The following is a 21,421-nucleotide window of genomic DNA, read 5'->3' on the forward strand; positions in this document are numbered from 1 at the left end:
AGTTGGACCCTTTTTCTATGCCCAGAAAATTCCCACAGCGTGGGGTGCTGACGCAAAGAACGGGAGGTAACTCCCTAACCACAGTACGCCGTTATGTATCCAGATTTTCCGCCAGATAATCCACCAGCTCGAGTGGACTTCGGCTGTCGATCACCTTGTAGATCAGATCGCGTTTGCTGCGCGGAAGCTTCTTGACCACGCTTTTCGCCGAGGCCCTGACGGCTTCGTCTATTCCATGGATACGTGCCGCGAGCAGCAGCACGAGCGTGGCGTCAGTGAGGTTCATGGCAAGACCCAATAAAATTCGCACCGCAGTGTACCGACACTTTCCTTTTTCGTACCAGCATGCGCATCCAATAAAACGGCACCAGGACAAATCGATATCCCGATTGCCGCACAAAGGGAAACGCGTCAAAAGGACCGGTAAGGGTTGGAAGGGAATGGGGAGTCAAGGGTAAGAGCCCTATCCGAAAAGGCTAAAAGGCCACTGACTCTGCCAGCTCCCGGGAGGACCATGATGCTCAGTCTGTTTCGGCACAAAAGGCAAAAGCCTCCTCCGCCACACACCGTAAACGTCGCCGATGGGTACCTGCCCATCGAATCGTCCCAGAGCTTGTTAGCTGCCGAGCATCGCCGCCAGTTGCTTGATCGCATTTGGCAGTACACCGCCCTCTCCCATCCGCAATTCAGCCAGCTCTATTTAAATCCGATCCATCGCTACGCCGAGCTGGTCCAGCAGCTTCCAGCCAGCGAAACGCACCACCATGCTTATCTTGGCGGCATGCTCGACCATGGGTTGGAACTGGTCGCTTGCAGTTTGAAATTGCGTCAGTCGTATCTGCTTCCCACCGGCGCCGCACCTGAAGACCAAGCCGCCCAGACCGATGCCTGGTCCGCAGGCATCGCCTATGGTGCACTGCTGCATGACATCGGCAAGATCGCCGTGGACCTGCTGGTCGAACGCCAGGATGGTAGTCCTTGGCATCCCTGGCAGGGGCCACTGGATCAGCCCTACCGCTTTCGTTATCTCAAGGGTCGTGACTACCATCTGCACGGTGCTGCCGCAGGCTTGCTTTACACCCAGATTCTTGGCCGACCAATCTTGGACTGGCTCAGTGGATTTCCATCCTTGTGGGCCAGCCTGCTGTATGTCCTGTCCGGCCAATACGAGCGCACCGGCGTGCTGGGCGAGTTGGTCATTCAGGCCGACCGTGTTTCCACCGCACAGAACATCGGCGGAAACCCGAGCAAGGCGCTGCAAGCGCCGATTCATTCGCTGCAACATCACTTGATCAGCGGACTGCGTCATCTGGTTCAGCACGAGCTGAAACTCAACCAGCCAGGTGCCGCGGGTTGGTTGACTGAAGACGCGCTGTGGCTGGTCAGCAAGACGGTCACGGACAAGCTGCGAGCCCATCTGCTGTCGCAATCGATTGAGGGCATTCCCTCGTCCAACCTCGCGGTGTTCGATGAGCTGCAATCGCATGGATTGGTTGAGTCCACGCCGGAAGGCAAAGCCATCTGGACCGCGCTTGTGGCACAAGGAAACTGGCAGCAGAGTTTCACCTTTCTGCGCCTTCAACCAGTACTGATTTGGGGGAACGAAGACCGGCCCGAGGCTTTCAGTGGAACGGTGAGCATAGCGGCTCATGAACACTCAGCTGACTCCCCGATACCAACACCAGCGCCCGAGACAGTCAGTGCAGGATCAGCTCAAAGCCAACCGCAGCCAGGTCCCATGGTACTAGAGGATGTCGATTACCTCGGCACGCTGCTGGACATGTTCGAGTTGGAAGAGCCTGAGGCCAGTGACGCACTGTCAGAAAGTGCTGTCGAAACTTCAATGCTTCAATCGGGTAACCCAGGCCAGGCATTCCTGAATTGGGTCAAGGAAGGCATTCTGAGCCACAAGCTGATTATCAACGACAGCAAGGCTAAAATCCACACAGTGAATGGGAGCGTATTTCTGGTCACGCCCGGTCTCTTTCAACGCTATACGCAAGAATTCCCCGGTATCTCTCAGGGTGCCTGCCAAGAGATTGAAGAATGGCGCTGGGTGCAGAAGCAGTTTGAGAAACTGAAGGTCCACAGGAAGCGCGACAATGGTTTAAATATTTGGGTCTGTCAGGTGGAAGGTCCTCGGAAGAAAGGAAAACTCCAGGGCTATTTGCTAGAAAAACCAAAACTATTATTCGAAGCTACGCCGGTGCCTTCGGACAATATTTTTTTAAAAATTGAAAAATCTTAAATGTCCGTAACATCCCAGACTCGACTCAGGCAACCAGGCGAAGGATCGCGCACTGCGCGTCAGTCCCTGTTGCCAGCTCAACGATTTAAATACATCTCACAGGGCACAAGTCGAAGCCGAACGCACCACGCTTTGACCCTGCAGATGCTCCCTGCCAGCGCCTTAGAGCTACATCTCGGCAATCGCCCATTTCATAATATTTCGCTCAAATGGGGACAGCTGCATCCCATCCAGGCGGATCGCCAAGTGCCGTAACTTGTTCAGCAGGTCATTCAGGTTGTCAGATGGAAGAATTGAACTCTTAATACGCGTCGAGACCTGCGTGGGAATCCCATATTCGTCCAGCGCCGTCAGTAAGGGATCGTGAAAAAGGTTCTCCATCTGCTCAGAGAAGAAGCTGAAGTCTCCTGGCTCAATATTGCGCTGGGTGAAGACATCCGCCTGGATCTTGCTTATGGCCATAAAATCACGAGGAAGGCGATAGCACAGGACGTTACGGATAAACTTGAGACGAAGGTTGATCGCTTCGCTCGCAGTGGTGCCCGCTCGGTTAGTGTCGATTGCGTTCTGCAGATACGCCGAGAAGTCTTTCTCCATTCGGACAGAGTTGATATGAAAGGCGAGCTGAGGACCTGAAATGATTCCATAATCCATCAGTTTGGTCTGAAGGTGATCACAGACTAAGGTGCACACGTATTCGAGCTGGTTTTGTTCAGGGTTTCCTTTCCAAGTGAGCATTCGGCGACTCACTGCAAGATTCCTGATAATTGATTCGGCGATCTCTATCTGCCGGTCAACCGGGATATGCCGATTTTCGACGAGGGTCGCAGTAGACAACAACGGTGTCGCATACGCCCGATCCAGCCGTTGACGGGAGATATCCGTGAGGTACTCCGGCTCTAGCTTCATCAAAAGCCCCATCGGAGAATCTTCGTTCTGCAGTCCGATCGGGTAATCAACAGTGAGATCTTTTTCTTCCGGCGGAGCCTCCAGCATGTAAACCTTGCCGATGAAGTAGCGGTTCATGCGACCCGCGCGGCCAGAAATGTTCTTGAACGTGAAGAAATCGAACGGCGTGTTACTAACCCGGCGGTCATAAATGATGACGTTTTCTGCTGAGGTATTGACCCCCTCAATCATCGTTGACGTGCAGATAATGTGCTTGATTGTCCCCTCGTTGAAGAGCTTCACAAAATACTGTTGCAGCGCTCTAGGGACGCCACCATGGTGAATGGCGATACCAAGCGATATGGCCTTAGCGACGTTCCACTGGGGGTGGTATTCCTTCGCGATCCATTGAGCAATGTCTTGGGTCTGCGCGAGCGGCGAAAACCCACCCTTTTCGATAAGGAGCTGTGCAACCTTGTTAGCGCTTGCTGGCGACTGAGAGTAGATGAGCGTGGGGGTGGCAATTTTGCGGCAGAGTTCTAGGAGCTTGTCCTTGCGTGCATCTCCGTTGGTCGGCAAATTGAAATACTCAACATCGACGGCCACTGTGGAAAAGTTGGACGGGATGAAATTGTACTCATAAGCGTCGAGACCGTGGATATTTTGGATATGCGGGCCGAGTAGATAGAACTGCGCCCCCTGTCTTGCCAGCTTGTGGAAAGCCAAGCTCAAATCAATTGCACGGCTGCCAGTTTCTGAGTCACTGCACAGGTCAAGTTTATAGAATTCATCTACGACGAAAAAGCCGACGTCCTGTAGATCGTCACGCTGGAGGACTCTCTCCTGGGTCAGCAGGTAAACGTTTACTCGGGCGTCGTCGGCTTCCTGAGTCGGATGCGTAATGACATTGCACCTCTGTTTGAAGCGCTTGACCAGACGTCGGCGCGTTTCGTCGATGAGGGCGATGGTTGGGACGATGACCACGATCTTGCGAAATTTTTCCTGGGCCAGAACGGCGTCTATCACCAAGCTTTTACCGACGCTTGTTGAGGCACTCAGCACGACGTTGCGTCCTTGCATCAGCAAGCTGAACACATGAGCCTGCAGCCGATGAAAAACCATGCCCGCTTCAACTCCGTCCACCCGATGCACCTCATAGGCCAGACGGTCTGAAATCGATATTCCATCGAGGTACGGAGTGATGTAAGGGAATAGGCCCACCGCGCGGATCATACTCAGCAAAAGGGATTGCTCAACTTCACCAAACAAGGCGAATTTATCCAGCGCACGGATGACGAGGTCCCGTCCTTCCCACTCTGGATTCCCCCGGTTCACGGCAACACTGATAGCTTGGAGAAGCTCGATCCTGGAGCTTGAATCTTCACCGAGCCGTTCGAGTCGTTCCTTAACTACTTCGTATCTCATGTCAGCCTAAACCCTGCAACGTGAGTTAAACTCTTTGATCAAGTTCTGGATGCTTTCGATAGGGACAAGGAACACAGCAATTCGGATTTGATCCATTCTCTTCGGCAGATGGACTTTCAATGAACTGTAGTGGTCGTTGATCTCGTGCTTCAGCCGATCAATATAGTCGGAGAGGTACCCAGAGGATAAGGCATCACTGTCATAAGCCAATAACACAGGAAAGCACAGCACCTTCAGCATTTCTTCAGCAGGCGCGTTTCGTTCTAATGCTTTGTTGAACTCCTCCGAATTGGAGCGGAGGTGATTCGGTTCGCGCAGTGAGATAATAATCTCGCGCTCGTTGGTCAGTGCGGCTTTGTTAATTGTCGAATCCAGAGTACTGCAAACCTGCGCCATAGTCTGGTCCATAGTCCCCACAGTAATCATCCTCGCCAACCCCAACCAGAGTTGATCAACCTCGCCTGAGCGCTGAACAATATGGGCGTTCCCGAACTCGGATAGGCCTGTCTTTGAGGCAAAAAACACTTTGCACGCGATAGGCTCGCTATTTTCCTTATTTCTCAAAATCACATGCAGGATTAGTTCTGCAATTAACTTATCGCGCTCCATACCATTCTGAGTGAACGTAGCAATCGCCTTCGACAGAATCGTCTGAGCATGGTGAACCTGAAAATTCACAATCTCGCTGGCTTGTAAACAGAACTCGGGAAGCCACTGAACCAGGTGCTCAGCAAGTTCCTTTTGCCTCCACTCGCCAAAGTCATACTGAACGTCGTACCCAGTCAAGCTTCGTAGCAATCCCTCCTCGGTTGCCGCATGGAATTCGACCAGAAACGGCGGAGGCTTAGATTTATAGGGCTTCGAGTAAGTGATGTTTTTGCTATCAGCCGCCGCCAAGAATGCATCAAGGCGATCCATGGCATCCGCGCGCGTAATGACCTTTTGGATAGATTCCGAGATGACGTTTGCGGTTGCCGCATCATCTGCCCAGCTCAGAAATTCGGCGTAAATTGCCTGCTGTTGTTTGTGCGTAGGCCACGAGCCTCGAAGATCGATTATTTCTGCAAGCTTACGCAGATTCACTGACTCCAGCGCGTCCACATCGCCACATATCTGCCACACAAAATTATCCGCCCAATAGCAAAAGTCACGCCCCATGGGTGATCGTGTTTTCTTAAATTTCTTAGCAAGGGCTGTCCCGCGACTGGTCGCAAGATCAGGCTGAGTTCGCTTTTCAAGCTCTAACTTGAAGCAATTCAAAGCTTTGGCGGTATCGCGTTTGGTGACCATTCGAAACAGAGCTTTTCCTGGGCGGCAGTCACATAGCAGTGACTTCTGCAGTAGAGAAGTGTCAGCCCGACCGCTGTCCAGAGCTGTTGCTTCACTCTGGTTCCACTTGCTGTCACCTTCGGTGGTTTTGACCTGGATATATTCGTTAACCGTCTCACCAGACTGGCGAGAGACCAGCACGATGTCGTCAGCAGTCTCACACTCGACGTGCTGGTAACTGCTATCGCGAAGCATCTTCAGTATGAAGGAAACAGCAACGTGATCCTGGTACTTGAAACCTTGCCTTGCCGCAGGCCCACCTTTGTTCGATGGGATATTGATAAGCACCATGACGTCCCTGTATCGCTTGAATCGAGCCGGTCACGTCGGCATCCTGGGTCACTTAGGGATAGCAGACGCGCGTGTTAGTACGGAAGCTACCACTAATGGCAATTGGCCGACTATCCCTATTCCTCAACCGCCTACCCTCGCAACGTAAGAGCCACGGCACAGGAGCATTATGGAGAGAGCATGAGGACCACACCGCTAGGTTAGAACGACCTTAAACAGGCGCCTCGCGATATACCTCGAAAAGCCTCCAGATATGAGGGGTCCCGTATGCACCGGCTTATGGAGTAGCCCAGGAAAGCCGCCCATGCAGGCTTGTGCGCTTCAAGCAGCGACAGCATGGCTGCAAATACTCGTTTATCTGTAGATTTGGAGCTTCGTATTGGACGGCTCGAGGCATCGTAGTTCGTACCCAATATTCTGCTTGACGCTTGAGTTTCATACATTGCAAATGAAGACGCCACCAAGATGATATTACGCTAAGCTGGACGCAACGAGGCGGTACCAAAGGAGAGGATATGGCATCGGCCAGGCAGGATTTTGAGCGTTTTGTGGGATGGCTTTATCAGCCTGAAAAAGACATCCCTGCAGATGTCCGTCGTCTAGCTGCCTTGGTTTTGTCGAAATTCGATGAATTGGCTGGGACCTCGCGTCAACGAAGCCAGCGATCCATATACCTAGTTGAGCTGATTCGACGAGAACTCGAGGGTACCGCAGATATTGCTCCGGTCGCAGTTGCTCAGGCTGATCTCGGGACATGGCCTTGGGCGAAACTTCGACATCTGACACTCGGTCCATTTCGAGGCTTTCGAGCAGCCGAGCCATTCGACCTCACCAAGCAAATCGTCCTTTTCTACGGCCCCAACGGTAGCGGCAAAACCAGTCTGTGCGAAGGACTGGAGTACGCGCTCTTGGGAGATGTCGAAGAGGCGGGAAGCAAGCGCATTGCAGCCCGCACTTATCTCGCCAATGTCCATGATGGGCGATTCAGCGCACCAATACTGAAAGCGACCGATCAGCAAGGGCGAGAAGTAAATGTCGTTGCCAACGCTGACACCTATCGTTTCTGCTTCGTAGAAAAGAACCGGATCGACGCCTTTTCCAGAATCGCCGCACGACCCAATGCCCAACGAGCGGAACTCATTGCCACTCTCTTCGGCATGGATCAGTTCAATGAGTTCGTGGGCCATTTCAATGAGAGCATCGACGGGCAGCTTATCCTTCTCGGCGAACAACAGACCACATTGACCGCTCGCCGAAATGCGTTGGCAGCAGATAGAACGACCGTTGAAAATGAAGCAGCATCCCAGCAAGCACTGGCGGAAGAAGAGGCAGCCCTAGCGAAGGAGTACGACGCCGAGATCACATATGACGTGCTTAAAGAGCTTATCGGTACCCCCGAAACTCCGGGTCGCCTTCAGGAACTCGAAGCGATTTTGGAAGCGGTACCGCTTAATGTGCTCGGCGTAACGCGCCAGGGCCTTCTAGATGCTTTTGAGAAAACACACAAATGTGATGAGGAGCTCAAAGACATCGTTGAAGCTCTTCGCGCCAGAAGCGACCAAGTCTCTTTTAAGGCGCTTTATGACTCGGTCCTGGCCCTACAAGAAGTCGTGGGAGACCGGTGCCCGGCCTGTGACACCCCACTGAAAGGTCAGACTCACGTAGCTGCAGATCCATATCTAAGGGCGGGTGAAGGGCTTAAACAGCTTGAAGAGCTTGGTGTTCTCCAGGAGCAGCAGCAGGTTACGCAGACAACGTTTGGGCAAGCGTCACGTGAGTTGCGCCAGATGTTCAGTCCCGTCGCCGCTTTCATTGATGCCCATCCCGGAGAAAATAAGGCCATTTCCCAGTGGATTGGTCAGCTTCCAGAAGAACCGGTTGAACGTTGGTGGTCAAGCATCTACCCCCAAACGGCGGTGATTCAAGATGCACTACCGTCCCTTGATGAAATCCTGCCTGTGGTGGATCGCATGGCAGCCCAAGACGTTGCGTCGTTGCAAGCTCAGCAGGATCGCCAGCCGCACATTATGGAGCGTCGACGGCTCAACGAATTCCAGCTCAAAGTTCAAGCCCAGGATCTTAAGAGACAGCAACTGCAAGAGAACGTTGAGGCTGCAAATAGCCGTATCAATGCATTCGACGAAACAAATGCTGAGCTAATCGCCCAAACGAACCAAGAGATTCTCGACATAAAGCGGGATACCCCCTTCAAGGGGACTTATGACCGATTTCTTTTAGAACTAAGGTCCTACAGGGATCAGCTCCCGGGGCAGTTGATAGCGGGACTCAACGACGCAGCCAAGGATCTTTACAACGCATTCAACCGCAATGATCGGGATGAGGACAAATTATTCGCACTGCACCTTCCAATTGGAGGTGAAGGGAAGATTGAGATCTGCTTCCAAGGTAATCCGGGAGCTCGGGTCGATGCACTCCACATACTTAGCGAAGGCCATATTCGCTGCCTCGGGTTGGCAATCCTCATGGCTAAGGCGAAAAGCATAGAATGCCCTGTCATCGTCTTCGACGACGCCATTAATGCAATCGACCACGATCATCGAGGCGGTATTCGAGAAACAATCTTTGAAAGTGACCACTTTGCTCAAACTCAATTAATCGTCACCTGTCACAGCAACGAATTCATCAAGGACATCCAGCAACATCTCCCCGTCCAGAGACGCAATGGCTGCCAAGTCTATCTATTACGCCATCATGACGGCAACTATCAACCCAGAGTGACCGGAAACGTACCTAGCGCAAACTACATCGCGAAAGCTAGGGCCGCAAGAGAAGCCCTGAATGATAGAGATGCCCTAGCAGCGTCACGCCAAGCCTTAGAAATGCTGTCTGAAAAGGTATGGCGTTGGCTCGGCAGTCACGACCAGGGTGTCTTAAATATCATGCTCGCCGGGGTTGGTGCCGAGCCCGGGTTGAGAAACCTTTGTGAAGCACTGGTCAAGAAGTTACGGGATGCACAAACATTCAACCATGCCAACAAAGGCCCCCTGTTGACCGCCTATGATCGCATTTTGGGAATCCCAGCCACTAACCTAGTGTGGACCTACCTTAACAAGGGAACGCACGAAGAAGCTGACCGCGATGATTTTGATGCAGAGCTTGTGGAGTCAGTAGTTCACACCTTAGAAGAGCTTGATCACCTCGATCTACGGGCTGGACGCTAACGATGCGATGCCTGTGCCCTGCCCATCTTTGGTACCCGATTAGAAGTACTGATGCGAGTGTGAACATACCCTATGCGATCCATGCCTTTTACTCGACCTACACTCATTGCTGCAGTCGAATTGCTAGAGCAGAACACGCAGGCACGTTTTAATCAGGTTGTGCTCCGGCTTGGCCTCGAGGATGAAATCACCTCAAGCACTAGCCTTAGCGTAGCCAAGAAATGCGATCTCCTCGGCCGCATCGTGGTGCAACGCGCCGAGACCGTAGTTCCGACGCTTGATGGCACCATGAGCTTGGGTGAGGCCGTAATTCGACAGGCCGCGCAGCTGGAGCAACAGGATCAAACTCAATCCTTGCATGCAGCTTTCGCGCGGAGCTTGGCGCGGGACGGCTATGTGCTCGTCTTTGATGACCATGGGCTAAACGCCTCCATTCGCGCCGCTCTGCCCGGCGAGGTCCTACTTCCTGAAACCGACGACGAGGTCCACCGCCTCCTGAAATTTTTCGGGTTCGTTATCCCTCTCGGTCATATTGACCAGGCGATTGAAGCCCACACACGCGGCGACTGGGCGGCCTGCAATAGCCAGCTTCGGACGTTCTTCGAAAGCCTGTTGGACGAGATAGCCCGTAATATCCGGCCGCTAGAGGCGGCTCAGCGCCCAAGCTCTGAGAACCGGCGCGCACTCCTTGCGGAAATCGGTTTTCTTGCTGTGGACCGTAAGGAATGGACGCAGGATGGAAAGAACTACATCAACGGTCTCTTCAAGATGCTCCACTCGGAAGGCTCCCATCCGGGCCTTTCCGACGAGGATCACAGCACCTTCCGATTACATGTAGTGCTCATTACGGCGAGGACTTTCTTGCGCCGCCTATCAAACGGCCGGTGATGCCCATGGCTTTTTTCTCGCAAGATCAGTTAGATGCGATCGCCCGCGCGCTTGGCGATACCACAGAGGGTCTGAGCGGACCTGAGATCGAGCACCTGCTGGCCTCGTGCAAGATTGCCGATCCCGGACCTATGACGAAGCGCGTCCGTATTTACAACGCTTTTGCAGAATGCCAGAACACCAAACGAAACCGTACCAACATCCTCGAGTTCATTCGGCGCGCCATGAAGCCCGCTCGCTACATTCACGAGCCTAACCGCTACGAGCCAATGCGGGCTCGCCTGAACCAGGCGCTTGTGTTCGCCGGGCTTGTGGTCGATGAGGCCGGCGAGCTGAAGTCGGCGGATGTAGCCAAGACCTTGCCAGAAGCTCTGCAGAGGGCTCGCGACTTGCGCGCGGACCTTGAAGGGCGAGGGGTTCACCCAGATGTCTTGAAATTCTGCCGCGCCGAACTTCTCGTTGACAACTACTTTCATGCGGCGCAAGAAGCTGTCAAAAGTGTTGCTGACAAGATGCGTACCCGCACCGGAATAGCCGATGACGGATCTGCTCTGGTGGATCGTGCTCTCTCTGGCAATCCCCCTCTCATGGCTATCAACGCGCTGTCGACGGCTAGCGAACGTAGCGAACAGAGTGGGTTTGCCAATCTTGTCCGCGGTACATTCGGCATGTTTCGCAATCCGACCGCGCATGAGGCCCGAATACATTGGGCGATGACCAAGGAAGACGCACAAAACCTAATGTCGATCGTTTCTCTGATTCATCGACGCTTAGACATGGCGCAAGTGCTATCACGCGCGTGATCATTAGAGGTATCGAGAGCTAAATGGCAAACGAACTAGAATCCGAACGCATCGGCCGCATTGGGGAGCGACAGTTCGAATTGCTCTGCGAACGCGCTGCTCTCTGCTGCAATAAGAGCGCCATCGACGTCATGGGTTGGGACTTTATCGTCGAATTCCCGATGGCGCTGCCTGGGCAAACGTCGTTGCCTCTCGATCAACGTCTAACCAATGCTGCTCGGGTTCAGTTGAAATCAACGCTCGGCCGCACCGGGAACCGTATCCGTCTAAGCCTTTCGGCCATTGAACGCTTGGCCAAGGATCCTCGGCCCGCCCTCATCATCGTGTTTTGCCTGAGCAGTGACGGCGAAGTCCACACCGCGTATCTCGTCCATCTTATAGGGAAAGAGCTCGCACGCATTCTTAAACGGTTGAGGCTCGCGGAGGCTCGTAAGGCGCATGACATCAACCACACCGATATCAGCTACGACTACGAAAAAATTGGATTACGTTTCAAACCGACACCCGGGGGCTTGTTGGCCGCGCTGAGTGACGCGTGTGGGCAAAATCCTAGCGCCTACACAATCGGGAAGCAGCGGCAGCTTGTCAAACTCGGTTATGAGAATGGCCGGTACGAGGCAGAAGCCATTATACAAATCGAAGGTCCGGAGCATTTCAGCAATATCCTACTCGGCCTTGCGCCGTTAAAACCGCGCCATCTCCAAGTGTTCGATAGCCGTTTTGGCATACGCCTTCCCTATCAAGGCACACTTTTTGACGACATCGAGTCGCTTTATCTTACGCCTCCCGCCCTGGGTTTCTGCGAGATTTCGATACGTGGCCTAGGCTTCGGACAAGCTGCACGGTTCGACGCTGAAATGTTTATCGGACCGCCGCTTTCAGAACTTCATGGACCGGAGCTTCTGATCCGCTCCGCAGAAATGATCATCCGTCTGACTCCAACGGGAGTGAAACTTGAAAGCATCGGCTCGATCGATGATATGCAGCAAACCTTGGAGAAATGGGCAGAGCTACTTCGCGCGTTCACGCTCATGTCATCTGGTCGCGCGACCTTGACGATTACCGGAAACCCAAAGATTCCCGCGATCACGTTGCATGTCGATCAACCGGTCACAGGGCCGTACATCGAAGAACTGCCGCTCATTTCCACATTCGCGGACGGGTGGTTGCGTCTTCTAACAAACGCTGGCATGCGCTCCACTGCTAGTTTGACGCTCGATGCTTTCTGGGAGGCGAATGAAGCACGGATGGCCGTGGACATCCTGCTAAACCCGCAGCCCGACGCGCGCTTTGAATTCCAAGCTATAGAAATTGAAGAGGCATTTCCCCCTGCAGAAGGGTTGTATTTCAACATCGCGTCATTTGCCGATACCAGCATCGCTTTCAGCGCGAAGGTGTTCTTTGTAAAGACCGAAGATCCTGACTGGCAATATCGATCCACCCGCTTCGAGGCCCTTGATGTTCGCCCGAAGGTCGATGACTTGGAAGAATATGGATTCGACCAAGCGACCGCCTCAGGTCTGAAACTGGTCATCGATCCAAGGAACATCAAGACGGTGCCCCTGCGGAATGCAAGCTAGCCACCGAGCCCATGGATACGCGTGCATCACTGAAACAGCATTGGCCCGAGTGATTGCGGTGCGCGGTGCGGCGCAGCCGCACTTTGTTTATCTGTTGGCTAACCGCCGCGCCACTCGGGTGAAAATGCGGGTGTATGACGGCTTTGGGCTGGTCAGCCGCTCGCCGACTTAATCAAGGCATGTTTCTTGGCTTGGCATTCGCCACGGCTGCGAGATTGAACTATACGGAACCTGCAAGTATGGACCAACATTGCCCCGGTTGATCCTCGACCGAGTGATTGGCGATTACCCGATATAAGATGGTATGGCTTGGTCATTGGAATGACCCATCCGCACAAGGATTGAAGGCTGTGATAGCGAATCCAACGGCCCATGACCTATGATTGCAGGCGCTGATGAAGAATTGACCCATCTGCCGAAAAAACGCTGACCCAAGCAACCTTCAAGGCTACGGCCGTCTGTGCTGGGCATCTACCTATCCATGTTGGGGCAGTCTTGCCCCAGCAGGGAGAGCAATTCTGCATCACCGCCAACAGCTCGTCGCCATATAGCCACCTATTGGGGTGTGCGGGCACATTAGGCCACTACAGACTCGCCCTCAGCAGCTGCTACAGCCTCCAGAATGGACATGGTTCCTTCAACTGACTGGATGCCTTTGACTTCGTTGACCATCATCTCCCCTTATGCCATCACAATTTTTTCGTCCAACTGCCGCGCGATGTCTTCGCATCAAGCAGGCAAAGACACTAGTGACTCGATATGTGTCACTCCGCTTCCATTCGCCGATATAACAAACCCTCTGAGGGAAACTGGGGTGACAACCGTCTGTACCTGGGTTGAGCTGACTTGCCTGCCTTCGATATGCACCAGAAGCGCGCCCGAGTTTAAGCCTGAAGCCCGTTTGTAGAGTTCGCGTAGCGTGTCAACTCGTCTTTCAACATGATTGACCTCTTTGGAGTATGGGAGCGACGTAAAAATCAGAATCTTGTAGTCACTCTGTATCAGGAGAAGCTTAAGAAAATCCTCCACGACGTTTTTCATAACCCCGTATGCGGACGAAGCGCCGCTGCCACCTAGTTCAGACTCAACTGCGATAAACGCCCTGATCGATTCGGGCACCAGGTCAAGGGTACGACGAACAAGCACGTCCTTGGGATTAAAGTTCAACACCAGCAGGTCAGCTAGGTACTCGCTGCTTTCAGCATCCGACGACATCACGATATGGTCGGCGCCAAATTTACCCCGAAAGAAGCCTTTGATCGACCGCGTAGTCTCCTGCGTGCCGATTGGCTGATGAGCGAGCAAATATCTGCGCAACTCCAAAAATAGGGACTGATAACTGAGTGAAGTCTGCATCTAACCCTTCTGATGAATGAATGGAAGCTGTCCATTATCAGCGCGCAAGGCCGATCAAAAACTCATCGACTCTCTGGAACAAGAAACCATTCGGATCCTCCCCCTTGTCCTTACCGATCAGCAGCGATCGCAGCTCTGCCACCTTGATGGAAATGATCAGCTTCCCATGCTCTCTCATCGCACCGTCCATGACCTTTCGAGCTGACTCGTTGTGGCCGTTCTGGGAAATGATGATAGCGACATTTCGGAGCGCCATTGGGTAGAGGTATCGTTCAGTGGTGATGACCTCGGCCTGGCCAAACGGCTCGCGGTAGTTTTTAAATTCAAAGACAACGTAGCGGCTCTTGATGTCATTAAGTAACAGGCTCCAGATCTCGCTTTTAGCCAATATCCTGCACACCAGATCTCTTCGATGCAGTTCATCTGTCGTCGAGCTTTGTGGGTGCCATCCGGCGAGGTCGAATTCAAACAGGAATCTCAGCGCTTTAATGCATGCGTCCTCGAATCGATACGCATCCTCGCGACCAGGGTTTATGTCCGTGAACACCTCTGCGATTCGAGCCCCTTCCTCGACTTCCCGCTCCTCAACGTCTGGCAAAACATACTCACCATCAACGAAGCTGTTTGCCTGCGCGATGTCCAATTCAAGGCAGGTGGCCAAGCGCTGAAAAAGATCGAGGATGGCTCGTGCTTGAGTGAAGATGTCTCTGAGCCCCCACACCCGAATCCTCGGAAAGCGTCGCTTGAGCTGATCGCTGATGATCTCATTTGGGCAGCTAAGAACAAGGATTCCAACCGTTGCGGACGTAACGTCGACGGTACTATTGACGCTAACGAAGGCCCTTTCGAGCATGTCGATACGGGGCCGCGACTTGAGCCTGTAGTGTTTGATTTCCAAAATGTCATAGGTGCAATCAGGCCTCCTGATTACATAGTCGACCACACGGTCATGGCCCAATTCGCCAGGTACCTCAATATCTTTGAGCACCTGCGATCCTGTAGCCGCCAGCAACTCGACGATCAGTTGTTCAAATGTCTGGGCTGGGCTGGAAAACGCCGATATATCCATATGAGGTAACGCTTTTCCTTAGGCTTCGTCGCATCGTGGCGGGCTAATTCGAACTTGCTCAAAACGCATGACGCGTTGCAGCGATGGCGGATGGGAGAGTGAATTGTACAGATGATATCAGTTTGAAACGAAGGTCTGAGGGTAGGCTGCCAGCACCTCAAGCATGTGTCAGTGTCCAACGGATTTTCTGCCACTCCAGCATCGCCCAAGAAGCTGCTCAGCGCCTGGCGCAACTCGGCAACCATCTGGTCGTGGGTGATCCGACAGATTTGAAACCAATGTAGGCCCAATCATTCGTAAAGAGGAAACCGAACGGGTTGGGCAGTGGGTAGATGCGGCCGTATACGCAGGGGCGACATCGTCAGCGGAGGTCAGGCACTCGGCAACAACTGCTAACAGCCGACTGAGCTGCTCAACCCGCCTATTGAGTTAGACGTGATGCAGAAGGAGGTTTTTGGACCCTTAATTGCTGTCTATGCCTTCGAGCAATTGGATGAGGCCATTGAATTGGCCAACGCCCTGCCCTTTGCATTCCAAGCCGTAGTGTTTATACAAAGTCTGGACGCGGCCGTGCGCTGCTACCAACGCATCGATGCCACCGCGATTATAGTCAAGGAAAACATCTTGTCTGGGTTGATTAGATGCCATTTGCCGGCGCGCTTGTCTGGGCATGGCGTTGGCGGCATCCCTCACACATGAAGGAAATGCAGACCGAGAAAATGATCGTCTGGCGCTCGAAAGTGCTGGAGTGATCAATCATGTAGCCTGCTAGGCTCCTGCACCCCTCGGCCCCGACAGGTCGAGGGATGTCACTCCAGAACAAAACTGGCGTTTCAGCGAGCAGGCACACATCTGCCCAATCTCCAGATGGTGTTAATGATTCTGCACACTCGCCGTCCTCATTTGTATCAGGACGGGCATCCACAAGTGAGGAGGAAGCGGCAATCTATGGTGCCGGCAGGCCATGACTAGCACTGGCCAATGCCCCAGATTGATGGCTGACAAGCTTGCAAACACGTCACATTTCTTGCACTCGGCTTGGAGCATTTCCATGGCCTGCTCGCCATCAGGGGTGAACGGAATTTCGGTGAGCGCCCAACCATGTGTAGATGGCCCGATGTAAAGCATGGATTCAGAGTCTTGCCCAGGAACCCATGTTTGCAGGTTGCAATGAACGAGCTCACTCTTCACGAATGCCGTCACCACCTGCGTAAATTCCGAAGTGCCAGACGCTGAACCCCAAACGCACAGCAAGGGAAGTAACGTACTACCTTGGGTGTGCCGTTTCCTGTATTCCTGTGTTTGCTCTTTGGGATGCTCGATCAGCTCCCAGTACGCACCATAAATGGTGGGGTACCGACCGTGATAGCGATAGGTGAAGACGAAATTGTCCATGAGAAAATCGCAATAGTCGAGTGCGACCGACTGCCACTCCTCAAACATTGAAAGGAAGACGAGCGCGACACTGATGTCAATAGACTGAGCATCTGCAATAGGACTGAGCAGAGAGGGATTGTTGCTTATAAGGTCGCTGATCTGTGATGCCAGCTTGCGGGCATCGTCGTGGCCCCGACGGCCAACGACATCAGGGGTGTTTTCGCCGCCTCCTTCTTTCCAGAGCATCCAAAGGCCGCGTTGAGCCAGGCGCCCCAACATTTCGAATAGCTTGAGATTGACGTCTACGGGTGTGCTAGTGCTCACCGCCATAGAAATAGCGTGCCTAACCCCTACGTAAGGAAGCACCTTTTTACCGTAGAGCTCGTCCCAGATGAAGAAATGTAGTTCGACCAACGCTTCGAATGTAGTGCCAAGGTCTTTCGCGCCTTTCTCGTTTTGTCCAATGTGAGCCCTAATGGCATGCCATGCATGCAGGATTGCAAGCTCGCTGGCTCGGTAAGGCGCTTCGAGATTGTCCGCGTCCCTAGCCCAGACGAATAGCACCCACAGACAGATGTAAATACGCCGCAGGTTTGAGAGCTTGGTTTCAGCAGACAAACTGTCGGCCCCAAGCATGCCTCTGATCAGACTTGAGAAGTGCTGGAAAGCAATATCAGGCTCATCCAGCATCGCAATAGACTTCTGAAAGCTTCCACGCAGTTCCTTGCTTACGAGCTGCTGACCTAAAATGCCTTCCATGAGCAGGCCCGCGATGTAGTCACCGTTCCATTCCTGAAACGAAATGCGCTCTGTCGTTTTCATTGCAGTGAACTGAGCGACGTTGACGCGTAGAGCCTCATGGATTTCTCCACCGAAGCACATACAGATAACGATTTTCAGAGACTTGAACTGATCAGGGATTGAGGTGTTGCAGTAAACCTCGATGATCTCTTCAATTGATGGCTTGAGGCTCTGCTCACCGGAGTTCCACTCAGCCCGGGTCAGATCGCCCTTCTTGATTGAAAATAAAAAAACCTTGGCTTCCCCCTGGTCTTGACCGATGGCCATGACATCGACGCCGTATTGTCGAGAGCCTATTGTTGGCCGGGAGATCACATTGAATCCGAGCTCGCTCAGAAGATCTGGAAGCACTACGTCCAGTTCCTTTCGCTCTCTTAGCGATTCGAGATACTGCCTGAATACCAGCTTCACCGAGTACGCTCCTCGTAACGGTACGCCATTAGTCGCTGTCGCAGCCCCTGCGGGTCGAGAAAGTCTTCTCTCGCCAGCCTGTACTGATAAGACACACTGGTCATGGGGTGTTCTGCACGGGCTAGATTTCCCAGCGCTTGCGTTGAGGTAGCGCTGAGTTCTCTCTGTTGGTGCCAGGTCACCATCCCGTTACCGTAAAGCACGAGGCGCTGTATTCCACCGAGGTCAGCCATGAGCGAATCCTTCCAGGAATCGCGCATTGCACGCGCTGTAACCTCTGCCTGACGCTCTGATTCCAATTGAACTTCGCGCTCCGAAGGTTTGAGCTCAGGTAGCATCTTTATGTTCTGTAGACCGTCGAGATACCCCTTCAATTGGCTAACCGCTGCCTGTGCTGTCCAGTTCGCTGGATCGGACGGGTCTGCTGCGATCGCATCAAAATGACTTTCTGCGAGACTTGGATAGTTCAAAAATACTGGGTCGAAAATCAGTGCGACCAGATCAATGCTCCGCTGCCCGGCAGTAGAGCGTGCCAGTGACGCCAGAAAGCTTGCCAAGGTGCCGGGCTGATAGAAGAAAGTTGCCACCGCCTTGCGTGCGATGAATCCTGTTTCCCAATCATCGAGAACGACTGGGCTAAAATCAGTGGAGAAGAGATGATCCACGCCCACTTCAAACAGACTCTCTTTGAGCTCGCGGCAAAGTCGGAAATCTCCTCTGCGCAACCATGAGATAACCCACTGGTCTAGCACTTCCTGCGGAGCTTTCCTTAGTGACTGAACCAACATTTGAAAATGCCCTAATTTCGGAGACTCTGCTGGCCTGAGTACCAAGGCCTCAATGATCGAACGTGCTCTTTCTCCCCCGCAATGTTTCAAGCTATTGCTCAACGCAACGTCCAACGCCCCGATCGTTTCAGGCTTAAGAGGCGCTTCCAGGAGGCGGGCATAAAGATGGTCAACGATGGGTAGGCCTTGTGCTGGCAAGCTGTAAGCCAGCGCATAGGCTACGGTGTGGGCGATCTGAGCAGAGGCAGGAACGCAGGCCGATTTGATTAGTTGCTCGATCTCTGACTGAGGCGCCTCGTTGCCGACGGGCACCCACGACAAGCCAGTTTTTAAAATCGCCGAGCGTAAGGCCTCATCATCAGTCCCCTGTAACGTTTCAATCATGGTGCCAACAACGACAGTCCAAAGCTCCCCATTTTTGAACGAGCAACTGCAGAGCGCCTTTATTGCCGCCATCCGCTGCGTTTCGTTATCGTCCTTCAGGTGCCCCAGCGCACATTTGGTGAATCGAGCTTCGTCAACTGCCAGCCCGCAACGAATCGCAATGGCAAGCGTCTGGTATCTGTCTGCTGCTCTTGGATGCTGGTGAGTTAGATCAAGCAGTTCAACAGGCCTGGATGGTGCTGAACGGCACCACTCTGTCAGAGCGGTGGATGTCGCGTAAGAATTCAGTTCATCGCCGTAAATCGTATCAAAAGCTCTCAGGATGTGTAGAGCTGGGACGTTGAGCTTACCCAGAATCCGCTCAAAAATTTGTATTCCATGGACGCGGCTGTAACCCGAGTAATTTTGCACGAGAGCTTCATCAAGAGGTGCGAGCAAGTCGACCCTGCCATCGTTATGCATCTGCGCCAGCAACTGGGCAAACGTTTCTTGCTCATTAAAATCGCAGCGAAAGCGGTCAGAGAAGATTATGTCTGGCAGCGTTTCAGTCTGGCTCAATCTGGCGATTTCATCGATTGTCGGTAAAGCCATCCCGGCACTCCCTGGCGTTGTAAGTCCTGGCGTATGAGTGTGCACTCGCGACACATATTAATCGAATGATGGCTTTCTGGTTGCTCTTTACAAAATGCTTTTAGCAACGATGGCACGCGCCCTCTGTGGGGCACACAACAGTGGCTGCGGGTTGTTTTGCGCCATCTCCGATTCGCATACGAATCGGAGATGGTACGTGCGAAATGCGACTGCTGGCGAACAACCAGCGGTCCGGAGCGACCGGCCTCATGGTAAATAAAAACCAGGGGAGTCCGAATCTGACTGCCAGTTGACCGAAATAGTCTTTAGCATTGCATCACTGGCGTGCAAACGTGCGAAAGTGGTGTCCCATAGATCGTTCAATGCGATTGTTGATTTCCACGGCCGTCCGGCCCCCTCCAGGCAGGCAGCGGCGCGATGCTGATTGGCGCCGAGTCAGCCTTCACCTGATCGCCGGATGTCGGCCCCAAGCTATTCTCCTGAGCGAAAATGGCATAATATGCCAACAATCAAAAGTACCTGTTTGCATGGAACTGGAGCTAGTTATGGCAACGAGAAACGTGGTGCTTACCCCTCACCAGGAACAGGTTATCCATGACCTGGTTCAGTCCGGTCGTTATCAGAATGCCAGCGAAGTGATGCGAGAAGGTTTACGTTTATTGGAGCAGCGCGTCGCCGAAGACACCGCCAAAATTGAGGCACTGCGTCAGGCAACTTCGATCGGCATCATGGATCTTCAGCGTGGGCGCTTTAATCAGGTGAACGAAGGAGATCTGGAGCAGTACCTCGAGGGCTTGAGCCTGGAGGCCACCCTCCCCGCGAGAGAGAAACACTGAGCATGCCGCAGTATCGGATTTCCAACGCGGCGCGCGCCGACATTGTCGACATCCTCAGGCTCTCCCAGACGCAGTTCGGCGATCAAGCACGCCAGCGCTACCAGACGCTGATCCTCGCGACGCTGCAAGTGCTTGCCGACACGCCTTATCGCATTGGCAGCCATGACCGCGATGAGCTTGCACCGGGCCTTCGCAGCTTTCACCTCATCTATTCACGCCAGCAGGCCAAACAAACCCATGGAATGGTCAAAAGCCCACGCCATATAGTGTTCTATCGTGTGGCAATGACGACATGATCGAGGTCGTCAGACTCCTTCATGACGCCATGGACGTGCAGTTGCACTTGCCTGATGACTGATCAGCGATCCAAGACACAGACATGACTGGCCAGGAACAACGAAGGTGAGACGCTCCCTCTAGCCCCCCACTCTGCCAGCCAACTTATTTCAGGACAGGTGCTGAAAGATAGCCCGGGCAACTTCAATAAGGATATCGACTCATCGAACCACCAAGCATTTGCCGGATTCGGATTGGTCATCCGGTATACGGGGGGGCACTGAATGCCAGCTATGGCCACCGAGGTCCGCGTCAGAAATCGCAAATCGCGATCGCTTGCACACTCAGCGCAATTGGGGGCATAACTGGGGGCATAATTCGAGTTTTTCAAGCTGAAACTACTGTTCTAGAGCCTAGTCAAAATGTTTTTTGGCGATCCTGAGAGTCTTTAGGCGTTGTCGGGCAGGCTGTTTAGCTGATCATTTCTGCCTTTCCACAAACCATGGAGTTCCATTCACTTCCGGTAGATTGCTACATTGGGGGCACATCTGAGGGCATGCTTTGGATGGTTTGAAAAGGATGCCCCCAGCCTGAGGCTCAACAATCTTCTTCTCGAAAAAACACCTGCGACAGTTCCCTATCGCCGTTGAATGCTATCGGATCACCTCAGCTCAAATACGCAGAGTGCTCATTGCCGTTGGAGCAGTCTGAGCGCTTGCTGATGCGGGGATGAACCAGCATTGCAATCTTGCGTCCGGCCCCCGGAGCCTTTGTGTTTGGCATTGGCATATCTGGGTCCAGCTCCCCGGCCTTTTCCCCGAGCAGTAACCCGCCCGCCAGCGCCATGGAGAGGGATAGAAAGTTGCGTCTTCCCGGATAGCCAGCTTTGATCGACGTT

15 protein-coding genes and 1 pseudogene are annotated in these 21,421 nt (G+C 53.2%); 9 read left to right on the forward strand and 7 right to left on the reverse strand.

Annotated elements, in window-relative coordinates; translation table 11 throughout:
- Nucleotides 1-91: 91 nt before the first annotated feature.
- Nucleotides 92-286 (reverse strand): hypothetical protein, encoded by a 195-nt coding sequence (locus ACI512_RS19425; RefSeq protein WP_231807524.1) that lies wholly within the window; start codon nucleotides 284-286, stop codon nucleotides 92-94.
- A gap of 231 nt (nucleotides 287-517) precedes the next feature.
- On the opposite strand from ACI512_RS19425, the gene mobH reads away from it, so the two are divergent.
- Nucleotides 518-2,248 carry a MobH family relaxase gene (gene mobH / locus ACI512_RS19430; protein WP_231807603.1) on the forward strand — a complete coding sequence of 577 codons (1,731 nt, stop codon included), beginning with the start codon at nucleotides 518-520 and terminating at the stop codon, nucleotides 2,246-2,248.
- A 168-nt stretch (nucleotides 2,249-2,416) separates the two neighbouring features.
- Here mobH and ACI512_RS19435 read toward each other — a convergent pair whose 3' ends face one another.
- Nucleotides 2,417-4,561 (reverse strand): DEAD/DEAH box helicase, encoded by a 2,145-nt coding sequence (locus ACI512_RS19435; protein ID WP_223529114.1) that lies wholly within the window; start codon nucleotides 4,559-4,561, stop codon nucleotides 2,417-2,419.
- 6 nt (nucleotides 4,562-4,567) lie between these two features.
- Nucleotides 4,568-6,181, reverse strand: coding sequence for a dsDNA nuclease domain-containing protein (locus tag ACI512_RS19440; protein WP_231807525.1), 1,614 nt, complete (start codon nucleotides 6,179-6,181; stop codon nucleotides 4,568-4,570).
- A gap of 515 nt (nucleotides 6,182-6,696) precedes the next feature.
- On the opposite strand from ACI512_RS19440, the gene ACI512_RS19445 reads away from it, so the two are divergent.
- From ACI512_RS19445 to ACI512_RS19465, 5 genes are all read left to right on the forward strand, one after another.
- Nucleotides 6,697-9,363 (forward strand): AAA family ATPase, encoded by a 2,667-nt coding sequence (locus ACI512_RS19445; protein ID WP_231807526.1) that lies wholly within the window; start codon nucleotides 6,697-6,699, stop codon nucleotides 9,361-9,363.
- Nucleotides 9,364-9,444: 81 nt separating this feature from the next.
- Entirely contained in the window at nucleotides 9,445-10,251 is an 807-nt protein-coding gene (locus tag ACI512_RS19450) for a hypothetical protein (protein ID WP_231807527.1), read from the forward strand.
- Nucleotides 10,252-10,256: 5 nt separating this feature from the next.
- The gene (locus ACI512_RS19455) at nucleotides 10,257-11,054 is read left to right on the forward strand and encodes a TIGR02391 family protein (protein WP_405121273.1); all 798 of its coding nucleotides are present in this window, start codon (nucleotides 10,257-10,259) and stop codon (nucleotides 11,052-11,054) included.
- Between the two features lie 23 nt (nucleotides 11,055-11,077).
- Entirely contained in the window at nucleotides 11,078-12,634 is a 1,557-nt protein-coding gene (locus ACI512_RS19460; protein WP_274091297.1) for a hypothetical protein, read from the forward strand.
- Entirely contained in the window at nucleotides 12,624-12,806 is a 183-nt protein-coding gene (locus ACI512_RS19465; RefSeq protein WP_231807530.1) for a transposase, read from the forward strand. Before ACI512_RS19460 ends, ACI512_RS19465 begins: the two co-directional genes overlap by 11 nt.
- 557 nt (nucleotides 12,807-13,363) lie before the next feature.
- Here the strand turns inward: ACI512_RS19465 and ACI512_RS19470 are convergent.
- Together ACI512_RS19470 and ACI512_RS19475 are read right to left on the reverse strand one after the other, a co-directional pair.
- Nucleotides 13,364-13,990: a hypothetical protein gene (locus tag ACI512_RS19470; protein ID WP_231807531.1), complete on the reverse strand. Its 627-nt coding sequence runs from the start codon at nucleotides 13,988-13,990 to the stop codon at nucleotides 13,364-13,366.
- A gap of 37 nt (nucleotides 13,991-14,027) precedes the next feature.
- Complete coding sequence (locus ACI512_RS19475) at nucleotides 14,028-15,059, reverse strand: hypothetical protein (protein ID WP_405121274.1); 1,032 nt, start codon at nucleotides 15,057-15,059, stop codon at nucleotides 14,028-14,030.
- Nucleotides 15,060-15,467: 408 nt separating this feature from the next.
- Here ACI512_RS19475 and ACI512_RS19480 point away from each other — a divergent pair, with 408 nt between their 5' ends.
- Complete coding sequence (locus ACI512_RS19480) at nucleotides 15,468-15,758, forward strand: aldehyde dehydrogenase family protein (RefSeq protein WP_405121898.1); 291 nt, start codon at nucleotides 15,468-15,470, stop codon at nucleotides 15,756-15,758.
- A 174-nt stretch (nucleotides 15,759-15,932) separates the two neighbouring features.
- Here the strand turns inward: ACI512_RS19480 and ACI512_RS19485 are convergent, their stop codons facing one another.
- The gene (locus tag ACI512_RS19485) at nucleotides 15,933-17,648 is read right to left on the reverse strand and encodes a chemotaxis protein (protein WP_231807534.1); all 1,716 of its coding nucleotides are present in this window, start codon (nucleotides 17,646-17,648) and stop codon (nucleotides 15,933-15,935) included.
- Nucleotides 17,645-19,411, reverse strand: a complete 1,767-nt coding sequence (locus ACI512_RS19490; RefSeq protein WP_231807535.1) for a hypothetical protein — start codon at nucleotides 19,409-19,411, stop codon at nucleotides 17,645-17,647. Before ACI512_RS19490 ends, ACI512_RS19485 begins: the two co-directional genes overlap by 4 nt.
- Nucleotides 19,412-19,956: 545 nt before the next feature.
- Between ACI512_RS19490 and ACI512_RS19495 the strand changes: the two genes are divergently transcribed.
- Together ACI512_RS19495 and ACI512_RS19500 are read left to right on the forward strand one after the other, a co-directional pair.
- On the forward strand, nucleotides 19,957-20,247 hold the full coding sequence (locus tag ACI512_RS19495; RefSeq protein WP_231807536.1) for a type II toxin-antitoxin system ParD family antitoxin: 291 nt from the start codon (nucleotides 19,957-19,959) through the stop codon (nucleotides 20,245-20,247).
- A 2-nt stretch (nucleotides 20,248-20,249) separates the two neighbouring features.
- A pseudogene (locus tag ACI512_RS19500) lies at nucleotides 20,250-20,605 on the forward strand (type II toxin-antitoxin system RelE/ParE family toxin).
- Nucleotides 20,606-21,421 lie beyond the last annotated feature (816 nt).

This window comes from Pseudomonas petroselini, from assembly GCF_045037875.1.
GTDB classification, from domain to species: domain Bacteria; phylum Pseudomonadota; class Gammaproteobacteria; order Pseudomonadales; family Pseudomonadaceae; genus Aquipseudomonas; species Aquipseudomonas petroselini.

Bases quoted from the DNA above. Each gene is read 5' to 3' on its own strand.
- ACI512_RS19475 (WP_405121274.1), bottom strand. From the start codon at position 15,059: ATGGATATATCGGCGTTTTCCAGCCCAGCCCAGACATTTGAACAACTG.
- ACI512_RS19455 (WP_405121273.1), top strand. From the start codon at position 10,257: ATGGCTTTTTTCTCGCAAGATCAGTTAGATGCGATCGCCCGCGCGCTT.
- ACI512_RS19490 (WP_231807535.1), bottom strand. From the start codon at position 19,411: ATGGCTTTACCGACAATCGATGAAATCGCCAGATTGAGCCAGACTGAA.
- ACI512_RS19450 (WP_231807527.1), top strand. From the start codon at position 9,445: ATGCCTTTTACTCGACCTACACTCATTGCTGCAGTCGAATTGCTAGAG.
- ACI512_RS19435 (WP_223529114.1), bottom strand. From the start codon at position 4,561: ATGAGATACGAAGTAGTTAAGGAACGACTCGAACGGCTCGGTGAAGAT.
- ACI512_RS19440 (WP_231807525.1), bottom strand. From the start codon at position 6,181: ATGGTGCTTATCAATATCCCATCGAACAAAGGTGGGCCTGCGGCAAGG.
- ACI512_RS19465 (WP_231807530.1), top strand. From the start codon at position 12,624: ATGCAAGCTAGCCACCGAGCCCATGGATACGCGTGCATCACTGAAACA.
- ACI512_RS19445 (WP_231807526.1), top strand. From the start codon at position 6,697: ATGGCATCGGCCAGGCAGGATTTTGAGCGTTTTGTGGGATGGCTTTAT.
- ACI512_RS19495 (WP_231807536.1), top strand. From the start codon at position 19,957: ATGGCAACGAGAAACGTGGTGCTTACCCCTCACCAGGAACAGGTTATC.
- ACI512_RS19470 (WP_231807531.1), bottom strand. From the start codon at position 13,990: ATGCAGACTTCACTCAGTTATCAGTCCCTATTTTTGGAGTTGCGCAGA.
- ACI512_RS19460 (WP_274091297.1), top strand. From the start codon at position 11,078: ATGGCAAACGAACTAGAATCCGAACGCATCGGCCGCATTGGGGAGCGA.
- ACI512_RS19425 (WP_231807524.1), bottom strand. From the start codon at position 286: ATGAACCTCACTGACGCCACGCTCGTGCTGCTGCTCGCGGCACGTATC.
- mobH (WP_231807603.1), top strand. From the start codon at position 518: ATGCTCAGTCTGTTTCGGCACAAAAGGCAAAAGCCTCCTCCGCCACAC.